Here is a 17,925-nt window from a genome sequence, read left to right as displayed (position 1 = left end):
CACGTGCGGTGGACCAATGTGAACGTTGAAACTGAACTTGCCTTCGACGAATAACGAAGCTTGCCGACACCGCGATTGGCCTACGCGTAGTTATTGCGGAGAGGATATTTGAAAGTTGGCAACTGTCAGGTTCGGGCCCTTCAGCGCGAGCTTTTCCACCCGATCCTAAACGTCAATGCGGGCATCTGTGCGAGGCGCATTCGGTGCTGGCAATGCGACTGCGCGCACAAAACTCTGATGTGGGCCGATTGCAAGGCGCGGATTGAGGCGGGCCAACCCGGACTTCAAAGCTAGGAAAGATTAAAGGCCCAGCTCGCAGGCCTGTATCGAGACGAAGCTGACTTGATTGACATCCCCCAGCACTGCCGTCACTTCCTCTGGGCCGAGGCCAAGGCGAGCGCCGCAGGCCCAACCCAACGTTTCGACCGGCTCCGGAGGCCCAGATGCGCGCGACCGACACGCTTCAATCCAATGTCGCAGAGGACTGGCACGCCGCCACCACCCATGCGTTCACCGACGCACTGGCGGAGGGGACACTGGCGCCCGAGGAAATGGCCGGCTATCTGCAGCAGGACTACCTCTTTGTCGAGGGGTTCGTGCGGCTTCTCGCCTCCGCTGTGGCCCATGCCCCGAGCCTTGCGGATGCCGTGCCGGGCGCGCAGTTCCTCGGGCTGATCTGCGGGCCGGAGAACACCTATTTCCTGCGTGCGCTGGAGGCGCTGGATGTCCCGCAAGCGCAGGAGGCCGCAGCGGAAACGAAGGCTTTCCAGGACCTTATGGAGCAGGCGCGCCTCTCCGGTCGCTATGAAGTCATGCTCTCCGTGCTGGTGGTTGCGGAATGGATTTATCTGGACTGGGCCACGCCTTTCGAGGATCGCGCTGACGATCTGCCTTTCTGGCTGGGTGAATGGATCACGCTGCATTCGGGTCCGGGCTTTGCGGGCGTCGTCGCCTATTTACGCGGGCAGCTCGACACGGTCTTTGAGACGCTGGATGACGCCGGGCGCGAAGACGTGCGCGCGACCTTTGCGAAGGCCGTCGCGCTGGAGCGGGCCTTCTTTGACGCGGCCTGGGACGGGTTCCCCGTGCATCGCTAGGGGACCGGCGGCCCGTACGGACCGCCCCCCCGGCATCCGCACACAAACGCCCCTCGCCCACTGTCAGGATTGAAGCGGCAAGGCGCGATCCTGACACCACCCGGCTTGCCCACCGCGCAATCGAGCAAGCCCCCCTTGATCGCGGCTGCCGATCTGCGCACCCTCCGACAGCGGGCGGGAGCATCTGATCCTTGCGCCCCGCCTTGCGAGAAAGAGAGGGACCCCATGACCGACCACGCAGCGCGATATGACTTCGCCCTTCAGGCCACCGTCACCGCCGGGGAGGCCGCGTCGAAGTACTTTCGTGATCGCGAGGCTCTGGTGGTTGAGGCCAAAGGCGCGCAAGACTGGGTGAGCGAGGCGGACAAGAATGTGGAAACCCTCCTCCGCGGCTTGATCGCAGAGGCCTGGCCCGAGGACGGGATCATCGGGGAGGAACACGCGCCCAAGATTGGCACCAGCGGGTTCGACTGGGTGATCGACCCGATCGACGGCACCACGAATTTCGTCAACGGGATCCCGGCCTGGACCGTTGTTCTCGCCGGGGTCGCCGGGGGGCAGACGCAGCTGGGCGTGACCCATGACCCGAATTTCGGAGAGACGTTCGCCGCAAGGCGCGGCCATGGGGCAACGCTCAACGGCACGCCCATGCGGGTCGCCAATGACGTGCCGCTCAATAGCGGGACGGTTTCCGTCGGCTATTCGAACCGGATCGAGACCCGCCATGTGGTGCCGCTGATCGCCGATATCGTCGACAGCGGCGCCTTGTTTCACCGCAATGCGAGCGGCGCGCTCTCGCTCGCCTATGTCGCGGCGGGGCGTTTGGTCGGCTATCTCGAACAGCATATGAATGCCTGGGACTGTCTGGCCGGCCAGTTGATGATTGCCGAGGCCGGTGGCGCCATCGAGGATCAGGATGCGGACCAGATGATCCGCGAAGGAGGCCGCGTCGTGGCCGGAACACGAGACGTCTTTCCCATCTTGCGGCAGATCGCGGACACCCATTGGAGCCGCTGACAGCGCGACAGGCTAGGTGATCGCGCGCCAGCCACTCTCCGGACGCAGATCGCCGAGATCCGCACTCCAATAGTGCCCTTGGGACGGTTGATCATGCTGCCGGTCGATGGGCACGCCTTGCAAATGACACCAGAGCAGCGTGCCCACAGCCCCATGGGCAACGATCGCCAGATCTCCCGCCCCGTGCTCCCGCACGATCTCGGTCACGGCGGTTACAACCCGCTTCTGGGCATCCACAGCCCGCTCCCATCCGCGAAAACTCTCCTCCGGGTCGGCGAAAAACGCATCCGCCGCCGCCTCGAAGGCCTCGCGCGGCAGGAAGCCCGTGGCACTGCGGTCATTCTCCCCCAGATCCGCGCGGGTCGCGATGGACAGGCCCCGCGGGGCGGCGAGGATCTCGGCGGCCTCGGTCGCCTTCCGCTCGGTACTGGCCCAGATCGCGGTGACGGCAGACAAGAGCGGGCTCTGCGCAAAAGCCTCGGCCCGCGCACGCCCGGTTTCGTTCAGACCCCAATCGGGGATGGGCCGATCCGGGTCGACCACGACCTCCGGATGGGTGATGAAAATCAGCTTGGACATGGGCCTATCTTGGCAGAAGCACCGGGCCTCTGGTAGCGAAAGACATCCGGACTTCGGTGCCCGGCGTCAATGGGTCATCCACGTCATCCTGCACGGCGAAAACCTGCCCAAACGCGCCAGTGAGCGTGTATTCCATCCGGACACCCACATAGGTCGCCTTGGCCACGGTCGCGGCGATCCCTGTCTCTGCGCCGATCAGGATCCGCGACGGTCGGACGGCCAGGGTCGCGGCCCCCGGCGTCAGGCCGCGCGAGGGCAACCGATGGGCAAAGCCATCGATCTCGATCACCGCCATATCGCCCTCGAGCGAGGTGATCTGACACTCCAGCAGGTTCGCCTCACCGATGAAATCCGCCACAAACCGGTCATTGGGCGCATCATAGAGCTGCCGTGGCGTGCCGATCTGGGCGATGCCCGCATTGCGCATCACGACGATCTCGTCGGAAACCGCAAGCGCCTCCTCCTGATCATGGGTGACATAGACGACCGTGAGGCCGAGATCCTGCTGGATCGCGCGAATATCCTCGCGCACCTGCCGCCGCAGCTTGGCGTCGAGGTTCGACAGAGGCTCATCAAAGAGCAGCACCTGCGGCTCCAGCACCAGCGCACGGGCCACGGCAACCCGCTGCTGCTGCCCCCCCGAAAGCTCCGAGGGCAGGCGCCCGTCGAACCCCGTCAGGCCAACCAGGTCGAGCCCCTTGAGTGCGCGTTCCCGCGCCTCCTCCTTGCCGAACCCGGAGAAGGTCAGCCCGTATTTCACGTTCTCGAGCACGCTCATATGCGGGAAGAGGGCATAGGATTGGAAAACCATCGAGACGTCGCGATCCGTGGCGGGCAGCCGGGTGACATCCCGGTCGCCGATCAGGATCCGCCCGGAGGTGGCCATCTCGAGCCCCGCGATCATCCGCAGGGTCGTGGTCTTGCCGCAGCCCGATGGCCCCAGCAGGGTCACGAGCTTGCCCGCATCCACATGCAGGTCGATGCTGTCCACGGCGGTGACGTCCTTGCCAAAGACCTTGGAGACGCCTTCGAACCGGACGGGGGCGGCCTTGGAACTGATGCTCATCGGGGCGGCTCCTCAAACATTGGTGCGCGATTGGGTCATGCGGCGACCGATCCGGGTGCGGCCGACCACCAGTTGCATCGCCCCGACCACGGCCAGCATCACGAAGATCAGCGTGGTGGAATAGGCGATGGCGAGGCCGTAATCGTTATTCTCCACCCGCCCGATGATATAGCTCGTGGCCATGTCGTACTTGGCCGAGACGAGGAAGATCACCGCCGAGATCGCGGTCATCGCCCGCACGAAGCTGTAGACCAGCGCGGCCAGGATCGCGGGCCGCAAGAGGGGCAGGATGATCCGGCGGAAGGTCTGCCAAGAGTTTGCGCCGAGGGTCAGGGAGGACTCGTCGAGAGACTTGTCCAGCTGGCTCATGGAGGCGATGCCAGCCCGGACCCCCACGGGCATGTTCCGGAAGATGAAGCTCACAACGAGGATGACGCCTGTCCCCGTGATCTCGATGGGCGGGACATTGAAGGCGAGGATATAGCTCACCCCGATCACCGTGCCGGGGATGGCAAAGCTGAGCATGGTGCCGAACTCGAAGGCGTTCTTGCCCGCAAAGCTCTGCCGGGTGAGCAGATAGGCGGTCACCAGCCCCACGGCTGCGGTCAGCGGTGCGGCGATGGCCGCGATGGTTATCGTGGTCCAGAAGCTGTCCCAGGCCGCGCCTGTCCAGCGGATCCCCTCCTCTTCAAGGCGGAGGCTGAAAGCGGTCACGTAGTGCTTGAAGGTCAGGGTGTTGTTCACCCCCCAGAGCTCCACCACGCTGCCATACACGATCATCGCATAGACCACGGCGGTGAACACGGCCCAGGACAGGGCGACGACCATCACCGGAATGGCGAGCCCCGTGGGCATCAGCGGATGCACCCCCGCATCGCCCTTGCCGGTGACCGTGGTATAGCTTTTCTTTCCGAGCCAGACGCGCTGCGCGTAAAAGGCCGAGAGCGTGAAGAAGAGCAGGACCAGCGCCAGCACCGCCGCGCGCCCCTGATCATATTGCGCACCAACAATGGCGAAGAAAATCTCGGTGGAGAGCACGTCGAAATTCCCGCCCAGCACCAGCGGATTGCCGAAATCCGCCATGCTCTCGATGAAGCCGAGCAGAAAGGCATTGGCCAGACCGGGCCGCATCAGCGGGAGGGAGACCGTGCGGAATGTCTGCCAGCGATTGGCGCGCAGGGTCTGCGACGCCTCCTCCATTGAGGGCGAGACCCCTTCGACCACCCCGATCAGCACGAGAAACGCGATGGGGGTGAAGGCCAGCGTCTGCGCGATCAGCACCCCGGGCCAGCCATAGAGCCACCGGGTCGGCTGCGTCCCCAGCAGGTCCGCGACAAAGACCGAGACCGAGCCCGAGAGGCCAAAGAGCAGGATCAGCGCGAGGCCGATCACGAAGGGCGGTGTGATGATCGGCAGGACCGTCAGGGCGCGGATCGCCCGCTTGTAGCGAAAGCCCGAGCGGGTCACGACCAGCGCAAAGCAGAGGCCAAGCAGCGTCGTGATGAACCCGACGGAGATCGCGAGGAAGAGCGAGTTCCAGGCCGCGCCGCAGCGCGCGCCCGAAAAGCAGCCAAGCCCCCAGAGCCGATCATCAAAGAACTTGGTCGCGAAGGCCGCCAGCGAATAGGTCCCCTCCTCCGTCAGCACGGCCGAAGCCAGCATGTTCGCGATCGGGTAGAAGACGAAAGCGGTCACGATCGTGATCACACCGCCAATGGCGCTGACCACGAAGACATCCCCATTGATCGCGCCGCGCGCCGCAATGCCCTGGGTCAGCAGAAACAGGAAAGCCGAGGCGCAGATCATCGCGCCATAACCCATGCCGAATTGCCGGATCTTCGGCTCGCCGAAGACCGCTTTCAGCCAGTCATAGTTGAAGCCGCGAATGCCGATCCCGAAACCCTGCGCGATCAACCAGCCAAAGCCTAGCGCCCCGGACAGGATCAACAGCTTGGCATAGGCGGGATCGGATTTGGCCCGCCTGAGCGCCAGAAGCGGCAAGGCCAGCGGGATCAGGAGCGGCGAAAGCCAGAGCTTCTCCCCCTGCCCGATCAGGAAGAGCCCGGGGGCATAGTCCGTGTCGAAGGGATAGCCGTCGAACTGCCATTCGAACGACCAGAGGCCATCCTCCACCATGTACCACGGCAGAAGGCAGTAGCCGACCCACCCGGCGATGATCCAGAAGATCAGGACCGGGTGGGACGTTTTTGTTGCCTCAGAGCGCACTTACTGGGGCAGGACCGAGACCTCTTCGTCCCATTTCTGCAGCAAGCGCTTCCGCTCATCGGACGAGCCATACTTCTTGAAGTCGTAGTCGATCAGCTTGATCGTCGACATGTCCGGCGCGGAGGAGGACGTCTCAGCTCCCGTGTTCGACGGCACCTGGAAAGCGTTGACCTGCAGGGCGAGGTTCTGCGCGTCGGTGCTAAGCGCCCAGTCATAGAACTTCTTGGCCTCTTCCTCGTTCCGCGCGCCGTCGATGATCGACATGGACCCGATCTCGTAGCCCGTACCCTCGCACGGCGCGACGACCTTCACCGGGAAGCCCGAGACCGCCTGTTTCACGGCGTCATGCATGAAGACGATGCCGATCGTGTTCTCCCCCCGGCCCGCGGCCTTGATCGGCGCGGAGCCCGACTTGGTATACTGGTTCACATTGGCATGGAGGCCCTTCATGAACTCGAACCCGTCATCTTCGCCAAAGATCTGCACCATGGAGGCGAGCGTCGTATAGGCCGTCCCCGAGGAGTTCGGGTTCGCCATCTGGACATGGCCCTTGTATTCAGGCTTCAGCAGATCCTTCCAGCAGCTCGGTTCCGGCAGGTTGTTGGCCGCGAGGATATCGGTGTTGTAGCCATAGCCCAGCGCGCCGGAATAGATCCCGATGGTCTTGTTGCCCGCGCTCTCCGCCTGGCTGATCGCCCAGTCATGGAGCTGGTCGCGCATGGGCGAGATATACTCCATGGTCAGGCCTTCCTCGGCGGCCTGCAGATGCGGGTCCCCCGTGCCGCCCCACCAGACATCGCCCTTGGGGTTCGCGCTCTCGGCGCGGATCTGGGCAAAGGTCTCGCCGCTGGATTTGCGGGTCATGTCCACATCGATGCCGGTCGCATCTTCGAAACTGCGGGCCATCAACTGGCACCAGTCTTCTTGCGCCGAGCAGTAGAAAGTCAGCTTGTCCGCCTGCGCCGCGCTGATCGACGCGGACAGAGCAATGACGGAGCCCAAGGCTGTCATGGTCAGTGTCTTCATGTTTTCCCCTCCCAAGGAATGTTGCGCGCCGGTACCTCCGACGTCGTTGCGCTCGCCGTCAGGCGGCGGAGCTCCTTTCTTCGAGTTCTGAAAGCCGTCCTGGCTTTTTCGCCTGTTTCTTCAACAAGTCCGACAATTCGGGCTCATCCACGAGCTTTGCGGCCTTTCCGAACGAGAACCAGCGGCGCTTGCGTTCCTTGCGCTCTTTCCAGCGGCGCTCCAGCTTTTCGACGATCATCGGATAGACCGTCACCTCGCAGGGGATCGCGCGCCCGTTCTCGAGCCGCTTGTCATAGTGATACGTCCCGATGGCCTTGTCCGAAACAAAGCCCACGGCGCCTGCCTCCTCCAGCGCTTCGATCTTGGCGGCCTGCCAATCCTTCTTGTCATCCATCTTCCAGCCCTTGGGCATGACCCAGCGACCGCGATCGCGGGACGTCACCATAAGGACGCGCAGCCTGCCCTTTTTGTCCCGGTGGACCGGCAGCGCCGCGATCTGCTCCGCCGTTTCGGGCGTGGCGCTCATGCCAAAGCTCCGAGGCCTTGGCGAAACGGCAGGTGGCGGGTCTGGGATCGGGCTGGTTCGGTCAAACGGGTCGGTCTCGGGGCAAATGGTCTGATTTCTTGATCTTATCCAAAAATCTCACACTGAAATTTTGCTTATGCAACAAAATAATTGAATTGCCGCCGCAAAGACCACAATCTGCGCCCATAAGGCGGAGCCGGCGGGGCGGATGACACAGACCAGAGAGCACGATAGGGCGCGCCTGAAAAAGACGGAGCGGCGCAGGCAGATCCTGCTTGAGCTGAAACTGCGCCCCCATGTCCGGATCAGCGAGCTGGCCTCGCGGTTCAATGTCTCCACGGAAACCGTCCGCCGGGATTTCGACGCGCTCTCTGCCGAGGGGCTTGTGTCGCGAGACCATGGCGGGGCTTCGGCGCCGACCCAGGGCCACTATCCCAGTCTGGACGAGCGCAAGCATGCCCGGATCGCCGAACGCGCGCGGATCGGACGGCGGGCTGCCGCGCTGGTCGGCGAAGGTGAGACGGTGATGATCGATTCCGGTTCGACCACCATCGAAATGGCAAGGGCGCTGGCCTATCGCGGCACAAGCTGCACGGTCATTACCAACTCGATCCCCGTGGCCATGACCCTCGGCCACGGCCCGGCGCAGGTCCTGCTCTGCCCCGGGGAATATCTCGCCGCGGAATCCGCCGTGGTCGGGACGGAGACGCTGGAATTCCTCACAAGGTTCAATGTGGATCGCTGCCTGATCGGGGCCTCAGGTTTCTCCGAAGAGGGCCCCTCGGAATCCGTGCGCGGCTTTGCAGCCGTGAAGCGCACCATGCTGCAGCGCGCCAGCCAGCGCCACCTGCTGATCGATGCCGAGAAATTTGGCCGCAAGGGGCTCGCCCATGTGGGCGACATGTCCCTGCTCCACTCCATCGTGGTGGACCGCCCGCCCCAAGGCCCCCTGCGGAACGCAATCGAGGCCGCATCGGTGGAAACGGTGGTTGCCGGTTAACAAACATGCCAACATGAATTCGACGGGCGAAAGACCCGCATATCTGGGAGGATAGAATGACACTGACGATCAAATTTCTGCTGGGCGCGTCTGCGCTCGCCCTGATGTCCCTGAGTGGCACCGCCTCGGCGCAGGATTGCCCGCGCGGCGATCTCGATGAGCGTTTTTGCGATGCGGATGGCGACCTGATTGCCGATATCCCGACCGATGCGTCCGAGCAGCTCGACCCCGACACCCTGATCTTCGCCTACACCCCGGTGGAAGATCCCGCCGTCTACAAGGCCGCCTGGTCCGATTTCCTGGAGCATCTGGAGGCCGAAACCGGCAAGGACGTGGTCTTCTTCCCGGTTCAGAACAACGCCGCACAGATCGAGGCGATGCGCTCGGGCCGCTTGCACATTGCGGGCTTCAACACGGGCTCCAACCCGCTGGCCGTGAACTGCGCGGGCTTCCGCCCCTTCACGATCATGGCCTCCAAGGATGGCAATTTCGGCTATGAGATGGAGATCATCACCTTCCCCGGCTCCGGCATCGAAGCGGTCGAGGACATCAAGGGCAAGCAGCTGGCCTTCACCTCGCCGACCTCGAATTCCGGCTTCAAGGCCCCTTCGGCGATCCTGAAGGGCGATTTCGACCTGCTGCCGGAGCGCGATTTCGAGCCGGTCTTCTCGGGCAAGCACGACAACTCGATCCTCGGCGTGGCCAACAAGGACTACCTCGCCGCCTCCATCGCGAACTCGGTCAAGTCGCGCATGATCTCGCGCGATGTGATCTCCGAGGATGACGTGGTGACGATCTACAAGTCGCAAACCTTCCCGACCACGGGGTTCGGTACGGTCTACAACCTCAAGCCGGAGCTGCAGGAGAGCATCCGCAATGCCTTCTTCAACTTCGAATGGGAAGGCACGACCCTGGAGGCGGAATTCTCGAAGTCCAACGAGGGGCAGTTCCTCGAGATGACCTATCAGGAATTCTGGGACGTCATCCGCAAGATCGACGCAGCCAACGGCGTGTCCTACGCCTGCCAGTGATCCGTCACACACAAGCATGAGAGCAGGCCCGATCCGGGCCTGTTTCCTTGCTGTATCAAAGGCTTCGCCATGCTGCGCCTTCAAAAACTGATAAAGACCTACAAGACCGGGGATCAGGCGCTCAAGGCGATTGATCTGGACGTGCCCAAGGGCCAGGTGCTGGCCCTGATCGGGCCGTCCGGCGCGGGCAAATCCACCATGATCCGCTGCATCAACCGGCTGGTGGAGCCCACCAGTGGCTCGGTGATGCTGGAGGATGTGGATCTGACCCGGCTCGGCTCCGGCGCGCTGCGCAAGGCCCGGCGCGAGATGGGCATGATCTTTCAGGAATATGCGCTGGTCGAGCGCCTGACCGTGATGGAGAACGTGCTCTCCGGTCGGCTCGGCTATGTGGGGTTCTGGCGTTCGTTCCTGCGCCGCTATCCGCAGGAGGATGTGGACGAGGCCTTTCGCCTGCTCGACCGCGTGGGTTTGCTGCATATGGCCGACAAACGCGCCGATGAGCTTTCGGGTGGGCAGCGGCAGCGGGTCGGCATCTGCCGGGCGCTGATCCAGAACCCCAAGCTTCTGCTGGTGGATGAACCCACCGCCTCGCTTGACCCCAAGACGAGCCGCCAGATCATGCGCCTGATCACCGAGCTCTGTCAGGAGCGCGGGCTGGCCGCGATCATCAACATCCATGATGTGGCGCTGGCGCAGATGTTCGTGCCCCGCGTGGTCGGGTTGCGCTTTGGCGAGATCGTCTATGATGGCGGCCCCAACGGGCTGACGCCGGACAAGCTCACCGAAATTTATGGCGAAGAAGATTGGGAAGCCACCATCGAGAAGGTGGATGACGAGGACGCAGAGATCGAGGCCGCCGAATGAGCGACGTCACCCTCGACCAGATGCTCGGGCGCGGCTGGAAAAAGCCGCCCTTCGTCAAGCGTGCCTGGCTCCGCTGGAGCCTGGGCCTGGGCTTTATCGCCTATCTCATCGCGGCCGTCCTCACCATCGAGGTCGATTGGGGACGGGTCTATGAAGGGCTCGATCGTGGCTGGCAGTTTGTTCTCGCCTTCACCAGCCCGGATTTCGTCTCCCGCTGGAGCGATATCTGGGAAGGGCTGCTCGAAAGCATCGTGATGACGGTCGCCGCCTCGGTGGTCGGCATCCTGATTTCCATCCCCATCGGGCTCGGCGCGGCCCGCAATATCGCGCCCCTGCCAGTCTATATGATCTGCCGTGGGATCATCGCGATCAGCCGCGCCCTACAGGAGATCATCGTCGCGATCCTGCTGGTGGCGATCTTTGGATTTGGTCCGCTGGCCGGGTTCCTGACCCTGTCTTTCGCGACCATTGGATTTCTGTCGAAACTGCTGGCCGAGGATATCGAGGCCATGGACCGGGTGCAGGCCGAGGCGATCAAGGCGTCGGGCGCGCGCTGGATGCAGTGGATCAATTACGGGGTGCAGCCCCAGATCATGCCGCGTCTGGTCGGGCTGTCCATGTACCGGGTGGATATCAACTTCCGCGAAAGCGCCATTCTCGGGCTGGTCGGCGCCGGTGGGATCGGGGCGACCCTGAACACGGCCTTTGACCGCTACGAATACGATACGGCGGCAGCGATCCTGTTGATGATCATCGGGATTGTCATGATGCTCGAATACCTCTCGGGCATCATCCGCGCGAGGGTCCAGTAATGCCGGTCTCTGATCATAACGGAACGCAAGTCTGGCGGCGCCGCACCACCGGGGAAAGCCTTGTCCGCTGGTTTGGCTGGCTGCTTGGCGTGGCGGTGTTTCTCGTCTGCTGGCAGCGGATCTCGGAATCGACCACGTGGTTCTTCGTCTGGGATGCGCCGCGTATCGCCAATGACATCTGGACCCGGGCCACGCCGCCGCGCTGGGAATACATCGCCCAGCTTGGCCGCCCGATCTGGGACACGCTGAACATCGCGACGCTGGGCACGCTCATCTCGCTCTGCCTCGCGGTGCCCGTGGCGTTCCTGGCCGCGCGCAACACGACGCCCTCGGCCCTCTTCGTGCGGCCAGTCGCACTTTTCATCATCGTCTCCACCCGCTCGATCAACTCGCTGATCTGGGCGCTTTTGCTGATCGCGATCATCGGCCCCGGCGTGTTCGCGGGCGTGGTCGCCATCGCCATCCGCTCGATCGGGTTCTGCGCCAAGCTGCTCTATGAAGCCATCGAGGAGATCGACGCGACCCAGGTCGAGGCGATCACCGCCACAGGGGCCAGCCGCTGGCAGGTCATGGCCTATGGGATCGTGCCGCAGATCCTGCCCGCCTTTGCCGGGATCGCGGTGTTCCGCTGGGACATCAATATCCGCGAGTCCACCGTGCTGGGGCTTGTGGGCGCTGGTGGGATCGGCTTGCAGCTTTCGGCCTCGCTCAACGTGCTGGCCTGGCCGCAGGTCAGCCTGATCCTGATCGTGATCCTGCTGGCCGTGGTGCTGAGCGAATGGGTCTCCGCCAAGGTTCGGGGCGCCATCATATGATGACCATGACGGCCGAGGCGGCTCTGGACGCTTACGAGGCCGCCCGCCACCGCTTGCCCAAGCTGGGCGAGACCCGGGGGCGCGCCGAAAAGGCCGCGTGCCTTGTGGATCTCGCCGACCGGTTCGATGTCTTCCTGCTCGACGCCTTTGGTGTTCTGAATGTGGGGGAGACCGTGATCCCCGGCGCGCCCGAAAGCGTCGCGGCCCTGCAAGCCATGGGCAAGCGCGTGCTCGTGGTCTCAAACGCCGCCAGTGTCGGCAAAGAGATCCTGCTGACGAAGTACCACGCCCTTGGCTTCGCCTTCGCGCCCGAGGATGTGGTCACCAGTCGCGAGACACTCTCCGCCCGGATGGGTGGCAAAGCCGATCGGCTCTGGGGGATTGTGGCCCCGGATGGCGCGGATCTGAGTGATCTTGGACTGACCCAATGGGAACCCCTGCGCGATGATCCGGACCCTTATGCGCGCTGCGAAGGGGTGATCCTGATCGGAACCGGCAGCTGGAGCGAGCCCCGCCAGGCCCTGCTGGACAAGGCGTTCCGGGACGGCCCGAGGCCTGTCCTCGTTGCCAATCCGGACATTGTCGCGCCGCGCGAGACAGGGTTCTCCGTCGAGCCGGGCCTGCTCGCCCATCGCCTCGCCGATCTGACAGGCGCTGCGCCGGAGTTCTATGGCAAGCCCTTTGCCAATATCTTCGAGCTGGCCTTTGCGCGGCTGGAGGATGTGGATCCCTCCCGGGTGCTGATGGTCGGGGACAGCCTGCACACGGATATCCTCGGGGCGCAGGCCTTTGGGATCTCGGCAGCGCTGATCCCGGGATTTGGGTTTTTCGCCGGAGGCGGTGCCGAGGCCGCCATTGCGCGGACCGGGATCGCGCCGGACTTTATTGTCGAACGGCCCTGAGCGGAAGCTTTTCGCAGTCGAAACGGCGCGTGCCCCTGAATAGAGGCAACGCGCCCTTGCCCGTTGATCAGAGCGCGACCCAGGCCGCGTTGCGTTGCGAGCTGCGCACACAGGCATCCACGAATTGCACGCCCTTCAGCCCATCCATCACCGTTGGGTAGACGACATCCGCCGGGGTGGCCTCGCCCGCGCGATGGGCGTGGATGGCTTGGGCCGCCTCGGAATAGATCGTGGCAAAACCCTCCAGATACCCTTCGGGGTGGCCCGGCGGGATGCGGCTGACCCGTGCGGCGGCCTCGCCCGCCCCGGCCCCATTGCGGGTGATCAGGCGCTTGGGCTCCCCAAAGGGCGTATGCCAGAGGTAGTTCGGATCCTCCTGGGCCCATTCGAGCCCGCCCGTCTCGCCATAGATCCGGATCCGCAGGGCATTCTCATTGCCCGGCGCGACCTGACTGGACCAGAGCATGCCCTTCGCCCCGCCTTCGAACCGCAACATCACATGGGCATTGTCATCCACCCGCCGCCCCGGCACGAAAGCGTCGAGATCAGCGGCCAGCTCCGACGCCGTCAGCCCCGAAATGAAACAGGCGAGATTGTAGGCATGGGTGCCGATATCCCCGGTCGAGCCCCCGGCCCCGGAGCGCGCCGGATCCGTGCGCCATTCGGCCTGTTTGAAGTCCTGCTCGATCGTCAGCCAGTCCTGCGGGTATTCCACCTGCACCACACGGATTGCGCCAATCTCGCCGGCGGCCACCATGGCCCGGGCCTGCCGCACCATCGGGTAGCCCGTATAGTTATGGGTCAGCACAAAGAGCGCGTCCGACGCCTCGGCGGCCTTCACCAGCTTCTTGGCATCCGCGAGGGTCGAGGTCAGGGGCTTGTCGCAGATCACATGGATCCCGCGCTTGAGGAACTCCCGTGCGGCGGCGTAATGGACATGGTTCGGGGTGACGATCGAGACCGCCTCGATCCCGTCCTTGCGGCGTGCTTCGCGGATCGCCATCTGTTTGAAGTCGTCATAGACCCGCGGCAATCCCAGCGCCGCGCCGCTTTCGCGGGACTTTTCCGGTGTCGAGGACAGCGCCCCCGCAACCAGTTCATACTGGTCATCAATGCGCGAGGCGATGCGGTGGACGGCCCCGATGAAGGCGTCATTGCCGCCGCCCACCATGCCCAGTCGAATACGGTCCGTCATCCTTCGATCCCCAGCATGGCGCGATTGGCGGCCTGATCCGTCTCGGCGGCGGCGAAATCGTCAAAGGCCACCTCCGTGGGGCGGATGATGTGATCGCGGACAAAGGCCGCGCCCTCCCGCGCGCCGTCCTCCGGGTGCTTGATCGCGCATTCCCACTCGACCACAGCCCAGCCATCGAAGCCATTCGCCGTGAGTTTGGAGAAGATCGCACCGAAATCCACCTGTCCATCGCCCAGCGACCGGAACCGTCCGGCCCGATCCACCCAGCGCTGATAGCCGGAATAGACGCCCTGTCGCCCGGTCGGATTGAACTCCGCATCCTTCACATGGAACATGCGGATCCGGTCCTTGTAGATGTCGATATTGTCCAGATAGTCGAGGCATTGCAGAACGTAATGGGACGGATCGTAGAGCATGCAGGCCCGCGCGTGGTTATCCACCCGCTCGAGGAACATCTCATAGGTCACGCCGTCATGGAGGTCCTCGCCCGGATGGATCTCGTAACAGACATCGACGCCGCACTCCTCCGCATGATCGAGGATCGGACGCCAGCGCGCCGCAAGCTCGTCAAAGGCGGTCTCAACGAGGCCCGCAGGGCGCTGCGGCCAGGGATAGACATAAGGCCAAGCGAGCGCGCCCGAGAAGGTCGCATGGGCGCCAATGCCGAGGTTGCGCGAAGCCGAAAGCGCCTTTTTCACCTGATCCACGGCCCAGGCCTGCCGCGCGGCGGGATTGCCCCGCACCTCCTCGGCGGCGAACCCGTCAAAGGCCGTGTCATAGGCGGGATGCACGGCGACCAACTGGCCCTGCAAATGGGTCGAAAGCTCGGTCACAGCCACGCCATTGGCCTCGGCGACGCCCTTGAACTCGTCGCAGTAATCCTTGCTCTCGGCGGCCGTGGCGAGATCGAAGAGCCGGTCATCCCAGCTCGGCACCTGCACCCCGACATAACCGCACTCCGCCGACCATTTCGTGATCGCGTCCCATGAATTGAACGGCGCCTCGTCGCCGGCGAACTGCGCCAGAAACAGCGCCGGTCCCTTGATCGTTTGCATCGCATTCCTCCCTAAAATGCTCACTTCATCGATGGCAGGTTCTCGCGGATCACGATGTCGATCCGGATGGTCTCCTGCGATTTGATCACCGGGGTCTTGTCGCATTTGGCGCGCAGCACACGCAGAGCGCTGCGGGCGAGATGCCCCGTGTTTTGCGTGATGACCGCGTCTACCACGCCGGAGCGGAGCAGGCTGGCGGAGTTCTCGGTCAACTCGTGGTCGATCAGCACGGGCCGCGCGGGCAGACCCGCCGCCGCGATGGCGCGCGCGATCCCCTGCACGCTGGCCCCGACGGAATAGACCCCGATCACATCCGGGTTCTGCTGCAGGGCGCGCAGCGTGACCTTCTCCGTATGGGCCGGATCCTCCTGCCCTTCGACACTGGGCAGGGTCTCAAGATGGGGGAACTCGGCGCTGACGATCTGGTCAAAGCCATGACGGCGTTCGATCATGTCGCGCGATTGCTTGTTGGTGATGACCACGACGACCTTGCCTTGCCGCCCACCCGTGAACCGCCCCAGCAGGGTGCCCGCCGTCCGGCCCGCCGCCACGTTGTCGATGCCGACGAAGTGGTCCCGGTCTGAGTTCGGCTGGTCCGAAACCAAGGAGACCACCGGGATCCCCCGCTTGCGCAGATCGGCAATGGCATCCCGCACCAAGGGCGTTTCCTTGGCCATGATGGCCACCCCGTCAATCTCGGCGGGGTCCAGTTCGGACAGGGTCCGAGCCAGCTGCGTATGGTCGTGGTTCGGCACCCGGATCGTGCGCAGCTCAGTGCGGTCATGACGAGCATTCACCACGGTCTCGGCAATCCCCTGCTCGAGACTGGCGAGGAACTGGCCCTTCCAATCGGGCAGCACGAAAGCAAAGCGGTAGGTCTTCTGCCGCGCCAGATTGGCCGCCGCCGTATCCCGGACATAGCCGAGCTCATCAATGGCGGCCTGCACCTTCTTGATCGTCACGGAGCGGACGCCCGGGCGCTCATTGAGGACCCGGTCCACGGTCGCAAGGCTCACGCCGGCAACGCGGGCAATGTCATTGACCGTTGGCTTTGCGACGATGGTGAGGCGCGGTTTGCTCAGCTTAGCTCTCCATTTCCTTCGCGAGCGCATCAAAGAGGAGCGCGACCGCTTCTGCACCCGGGTCATTGTGGCCCTTGAGGTTCTCTTCGGGCACATAGGCCGCCCGCCCGGCCTTGGCCCGGTGAATGGCGGCGGTGCTGTCTGCGCCGGTACGGGCCGCTGCCGCCGCCGCAGCGATCCCCGTGGGCAAAGCGTCCAGCGCAGGGGCAAGCGCGTCGATCATGGTTCGGTCCCCCACCGAGGCGCCGCCCACCTGACTGACCCGTTCTAGCCCTGCGACCAGCGCCTTCTGCACGGTCGCACCATTGGCGCAGGCATCTCCGGCGGCGTTGAAATAGATCGCGAGGATCACGCCGGAGGAGCCGCCCATGGTCTGGCTGAGCTCGTTGCCCAGCGCCGGGAAGAGCTGCGTCAGATCGGCGAGCGGCATCCGGTCGAGGCTCGATTGCAGGGCGCGCGCGGCGGTAGCCAGGGTGCTGCCCGTGTCACCATCGCCGGATTTCGCGTCCAGCGTGTTGAGCTGCGCCTCCGCCGAGATCAGCAGGTCAGTGACTTTCTGAATGATCTCGCGGGTGCGGGGGTTCTGTGAGGGGATCGGCTCAATCGGGGTGAGCCCATCGGGGAGCGGTACCACTGGCGGGGCGACGACCTGCGCCATGCCGGGCCAGGCGGGCATGGGCACGGGCGCGCCCAGTGCCGACAGCTCGGTCGGCGTCACCTCCATGATCGAGACCGAAAAGCCGTGCATGTCGAGCGAGGTCATCAGTGGCGCGGGCCCGATGATCTGATCCACCAATTCTGAGGCAGTCAGGGCATGGGTCAACACGGACATCTCCAGCGGTGTCGTGGAGCCCAAGTTGTTCACGATCGCCACGACCTGCCCCTGGGCATGGCCGCGCAGCTTGTCGACCACGGTGCCCATGGCGCTCATCGCCGTTGAAAAATCGACCTGCTCCACCCCCGGTTCTCCATGGATGCCAAGGCCCAGTTCAGCCTTGCCCGCGCCGATCCGGTTCTCCTTGCTCGAGCCGGGGATCGTGCAGGTATCGAGGCTCATTCCGATGGAGGCAACTTTGCTGATCACCGCCTTCGCGGCGGCCGTGACACTGTCGAGATCCGCACCCTCCTCGGCCATGGCCCCGGCGATCTTGTGCACGAACAGCGTGCCAGCCACACCGCGTGGCTGGGGCAGGTCCGGCAAGGCGATGTCGTCATCGACCACAACCATCTCGACCTTGCGGCCCAGCGCCCGGGCCCGCTCCGCCGCCAGCCCGAAATTCAGCCGGTCGCCGGTGTAGTTCTTGACGATCAACAGGCAGCCCGCATCCCCCGTGACGGCCAGAATGCCCGCCAGCACCGCTTCCACCGAGGGGGAGGCAAAGACCTCGCCACAGACCGCCGCCGTCAGCATACCCTCGCCCACAAATCCCGCATGGGCGGGCTCGTGCCCCGAACCGCCGCCGGAGACCAGCGCAACCTTGGATTTGTCCCAATCAGAACGGAACACCACCTTGATATGCGGGTACCCGTCGAGCCGGGAGAGCGCCCCGCCTGCCGCGGCCAGCACCCCGTCGAGCGCCTCCGTGACCAGATCCTCTTTGGCATTGATGAATTGAGCCATGGTGGTCC

17 protein-coding genes are annotated in these 17,925 nt (G+C 64.2%); 8 read left to right on the top strand and 9 right to left on the bottom strand.

Annotation, left to right across the window (positions count from 1 at the left end):
• The first annotated feature begins 443 nt into the window (after positions 1-443).
• Together ACP153_RS19825 and ACP153_RS19820 are read left to right on the top strand one after the other, a co-directional pair.
• Entirely contained in the window at positions 444-1,097 is a 654-nt protein-coding gene (locus ACP153_RS19825; protein ID WP_424972748.1) for a TenA family protein, read from the top strand.
• A gap of 225 nt (positions 1,098-1,322) precedes the next feature.
• A complete protein-coding gene (locus ACP153_RS19820; RefSeq protein WP_424972747.1) occupies positions 1,323-2,114 on the top strand; it encodes an inositol monophosphatase family protein in 792 nt (263 codons plus the stop codon).
• Between the two features lie 12 nt (positions 2,115-2,126).
• On the opposite strand, the gene ACP153_RS19815 is transcribed toward ACP153_RS19820, so the two are convergent.
• Genes ACP153_RS19815 through ACP153_RS19795 form a run of 5 tightly spaced genes read right to left on the bottom strand, consistent with a single transcriptional unit; the run spans position 2,127 to position 7,537 of the window.
• Entirely contained in the window at positions 2,127-2,693 is a 567-nt protein-coding gene (locus tag ACP153_RS19815) for a histidine phosphatase family protein (protein ID WP_424972746.1), read from the bottom strand.
• Positions 2,694-2,697: 4 nt separating this feature from the next.
• Positions 2,698-3,759 (bottom strand): ABC transporter ATP-binding protein, encoded by a 1,062-nt coding sequence (locus ACP153_RS19810; RefSeq protein WP_424972745.1) that lies wholly within the window; start codon positions 3,757-3,759, stop codon positions 2,698-2,700.
• Between the two features lie 12 nt (positions 3,760-3,771).
• A complete protein-coding gene (locus ACP153_RS19805) occupies positions 3,772-5,985 on the bottom strand; it encodes an ABC transporter permease (RefSeq protein WP_424972744.1) in 2,214 nt (737 codons plus the stop codon).
• Complete coding sequence (locus ACP153_RS19800) at positions 5,986-7,011, bottom strand: ABC transporter substrate-binding protein (RefSeq protein WP_424972743.1); 1,026 nt, start codon at positions 7,009-7,011, stop codon at positions 5,986-5,988. It lies immediately after the preceding gene.
• Between the two features lie 58 nt (positions 7,012-7,069).
• The gene (locus ACP153_RS19795; RefSeq protein WP_424972742.1) at positions 7,070-7,537 is read right to left on the bottom strand and encodes an NUDIX hydrolase; all 468 of its coding nucleotides are present in this window, start codon (positions 7,535-7,537) and stop codon (positions 7,070-7,072) included.
• 208 nt (positions 7,538-7,745) lie between these two features.
• Between ACP153_RS19795 and ACP153_RS19790 the strand changes: the two genes are divergently transcribed.
• From ACP153_RS19790 to ACP153_RS19765, 6 genes are all read left to right on the top strand, one after another.
• Positions 7,746-8,537, top strand: coding sequence for a DeoR/GlpR family DNA-binding transcription regulator (locus ACP153_RS19790; RefSeq protein ID WP_424972741.1), 792 nt, complete (start codon positions 7,746-7,748; stop codon positions 8,535-8,537).
• Positions 8,538-8,593: 56 nt separating this feature from the next.
• Positions 8,594-9,568, top strand: coding sequence for a phosphate/phosphite/phosphonate ABC transporter substrate-binding protein (gene phnD, locus ACP153_RS19785; protein WP_424972740.1), 975 nt, complete (start codon positions 8,594-8,596; stop codon positions 9,566-9,568).
• Between the two features lie 69 nt (positions 9,569-9,637).
• Positions 9,638-10,435 carry a phosphonate ABC transporter ATP-binding protein gene (phnC, locus tag ACP153_RS19780; protein ID WP_424972739.1) on the top strand — a complete coding sequence of 266 codons (798 nt, stop codon included), beginning with the start codon at positions 9,638-9,640 and terminating at the stop codon, positions 10,433-10,435.
• A complete protein-coding gene (phnE, locus tag ACP153_RS19775) occupies positions 10,432-11,247 on the top strand; it encodes a phosphonate ABC transporter, permease protein PhnE (protein WP_424972738.1) in 816 nt (271 codons plus the stop codon). Before phnC ends, phnE (ACP153_RS19775) begins: the two co-directional genes overlap by 4 nt.
• Positions 11,247-12,062: a phosphonate ABC transporter, permease protein PhnE gene (gene phnE, locus ACP153_RS19770; RefSeq protein ID WP_424972737.1), complete on the top strand. Its 816-nt coding sequence runs from the start codon at positions 11,247-11,249 to the stop codon at positions 12,060-12,062. Before phnE (ACP153_RS19775) ends, phnE (ACP153_RS19770) begins: the two co-directional genes overlap by 1 nt.
• Positions 12,059-12,964 (top strand): HAD-IIA family hydrolase, encoded by a 906-nt coding sequence (locus ACP153_RS19765; protein ID WP_424972736.1) that lies wholly within the window; start codon positions 12,059-12,061, stop codon positions 12,962-12,964. Before phnE (ACP153_RS19770) ends, ACP153_RS19765 begins: the two co-directional genes overlap by 4 nt.
• Before the next feature lie 67 nt (positions 12,965-13,031).
• Here ACP153_RS19765 and ACP153_RS19760 read toward each other — a convergent pair whose 3' ends face one another.
• From ACP153_RS19760 to ACP153_RS19745, 4 genes are read right to left on the bottom strand one after another with little or no spacing between them, the layout of a single operon-like run.
• Positions 13,032-14,159 (bottom strand): Gfo/Idh/MocA family protein, encoded by a 1,128-nt coding sequence (locus tag ACP153_RS19760; protein ID WP_424972735.1) that lies wholly within the window; start codon positions 14,157-14,159, stop codon positions 13,032-13,034.
• Complete coding sequence (locus ACP153_RS19755; RefSeq protein ID WP_424972734.1) at positions 14,156-15,214, bottom strand: TIM barrel protein; 1,059 nt, start codon at positions 15,212-15,214, stop codon at positions 14,156-14,158. Before ACP153_RS19755 ends, ACP153_RS19760 begins: the two co-directional genes overlap by 4 nt.
• Positions 15,215-15,234: 20 nt before the next feature.
• A complete protein-coding gene (locus tag ACP153_RS19750) occupies positions 15,235-16,326 on the bottom strand; it encodes a LacI family DNA-binding transcriptional regulator (RefSeq protein ID WP_424972733.1) in 1,092 nt (363 codons plus the stop codon).
• Positions 16,298-17,917 carry a dihydroxyacetone kinase subunit DhaK gene (locus tag ACP153_RS19745; RefSeq protein ID WP_424972732.1) on the bottom strand — a complete coding sequence of 540 codons (1,620 nt, stop codon included), beginning with the start codon at positions 17,915-17,917 and terminating at the stop codon, positions 16,298-16,300. The genes ACP153_RS19750 and ACP153_RS19745 overlap by 29 nt, the downstream gene beginning before the upstream one ends.
• Positions 17,918-17,925: the final 8 nt, after the last annotated feature.

Source organism: Dinoroseobacter sp. S76 (assembly GCF_049801095.1).
GTDB lineage: Bacteria > Pseudomonadota > Alphaproteobacteria > Rhodobacterales > Rhodobacteraceae > Dinoroseobacter.
The sequence above is the reverse complement of the archived record's forward strand: the minus strand, read 5'-3'. Positions and strand labels throughout refer to the sequence as shown.

What these genes read in the sequence shown, in the direction of transcription:
- ACP153_RS19815 (WP_424972746.1), bottom strand. Translation starts at nt 2,693, where the DNA reads ATGTCCAAGCTGATTTTCATCACCCATCCGGAGGTCGTGGTCGACCCG.
- ACP153_RS19800 (WP_424972743.1), bottom strand. Translation starts at nt 7,011, where the DNA reads ATGAAGACACTGACCATGACAGCCTTGGGCTCCGTCATTGCTCTGTCC.
- ACP153_RS19790 (WP_424972741.1), top strand. Translation starts at nt 7,746, where the DNA reads ATGACACAGACCAGAGAGCACGATAGGGCGCGCCTGAAAAAGACGGAG.
- ACP153_RS19755 (WP_424972734.1), bottom strand. Translation starts at nt 15,214, where the DNA reads ATGCAAACGATCAAGGGACCGGCGCTGTTTCTGGCGCAGTTCGCCGGC.
- phnC (WP_424972739.1), top strand. Translation starts at nt 9,638, where the DNA reads ATGCTGCGCCTTCAAAAACTGATAAAGACCTACAAGACCGGGGATCAG.
- phnE (WP_424972737.1), top strand. Translation starts at nt 11,247, where the DNA reads ATGCCGGTCTCTGATCATAACGGAACGCAAGTCTGGCGGCGCCGCACC.
- ACP153_RS19760 (WP_424972735.1), bottom strand. Translation starts at nt 14,159, where the DNA reads ATGACGGACCGTATTCGACTGGGCATGGTGGGCGGCGGCAATGACGCC.
- ACP153_RS19795 (WP_424972742.1), bottom strand. Translation starts at nt 7,537, where the DNA reads ATGAGCGCCACGCCCGAAACGGCGGAGCAGATCGCGGCGCTGCCGGTC.
- ACP153_RS19765 (WP_424972736.1), top strand. Translation starts at nt 12,059, where the DNA reads ATGATGACCATGACGGCCGAGGCGGCTCTGGACGCTTACGAGGCCGCC.
- ACP153_RS19810 (WP_424972745.1), bottom strand. Translation starts at nt 3,759, where the DNA reads ATGAGCATCAGTTCCAAGGCCGCCCCCGTCCGGTTCGAAGGCGTCTCC.
- ACP153_RS19745 (WP_424972732.1), bottom strand. Translation starts at nt 17,917, where the DNA reads ATGGCTCAATTCATCAATGCCAAAGAGGATCTGGTCACGGAGGCGCTC.
- ACP153_RS19820 (WP_424972747.1), top strand. Translation starts at nt 1,323, where the DNA reads ATGACCGACCACGCAGCGCGATATGACTTCGCCCTTCAGGCCACCGTC.
- ACP153_RS19750 (WP_424972733.1), bottom strand. Translation starts at nt 16,326, where the DNA reads ATGCGCTCGCGAAGGAAATGGAGAGCTAAGCTGAGCAAACCGCGCCTC.
- ACP153_RS19825 (WP_424972748.1), top strand. Translation starts at nt 444, where the DNA reads ATGCGCGCGACCGACACGCTTCAATCCAATGTCGCAGAGGACTGGCAC.
- phnE (WP_424972738.1), top strand. Translation starts at nt 10,432, where the DNA reads ATGAGCGACGTCACCCTCGACCAGATGCTCGGGCGCGGCTGGAAAAAG.
- phnD (WP_424972740.1), top strand. Translation starts at nt 8,594, where the DNA reads ATGACACTGACGATCAAATTTCTGCTGGGCGCGTCTGCGCTCGCCCTG.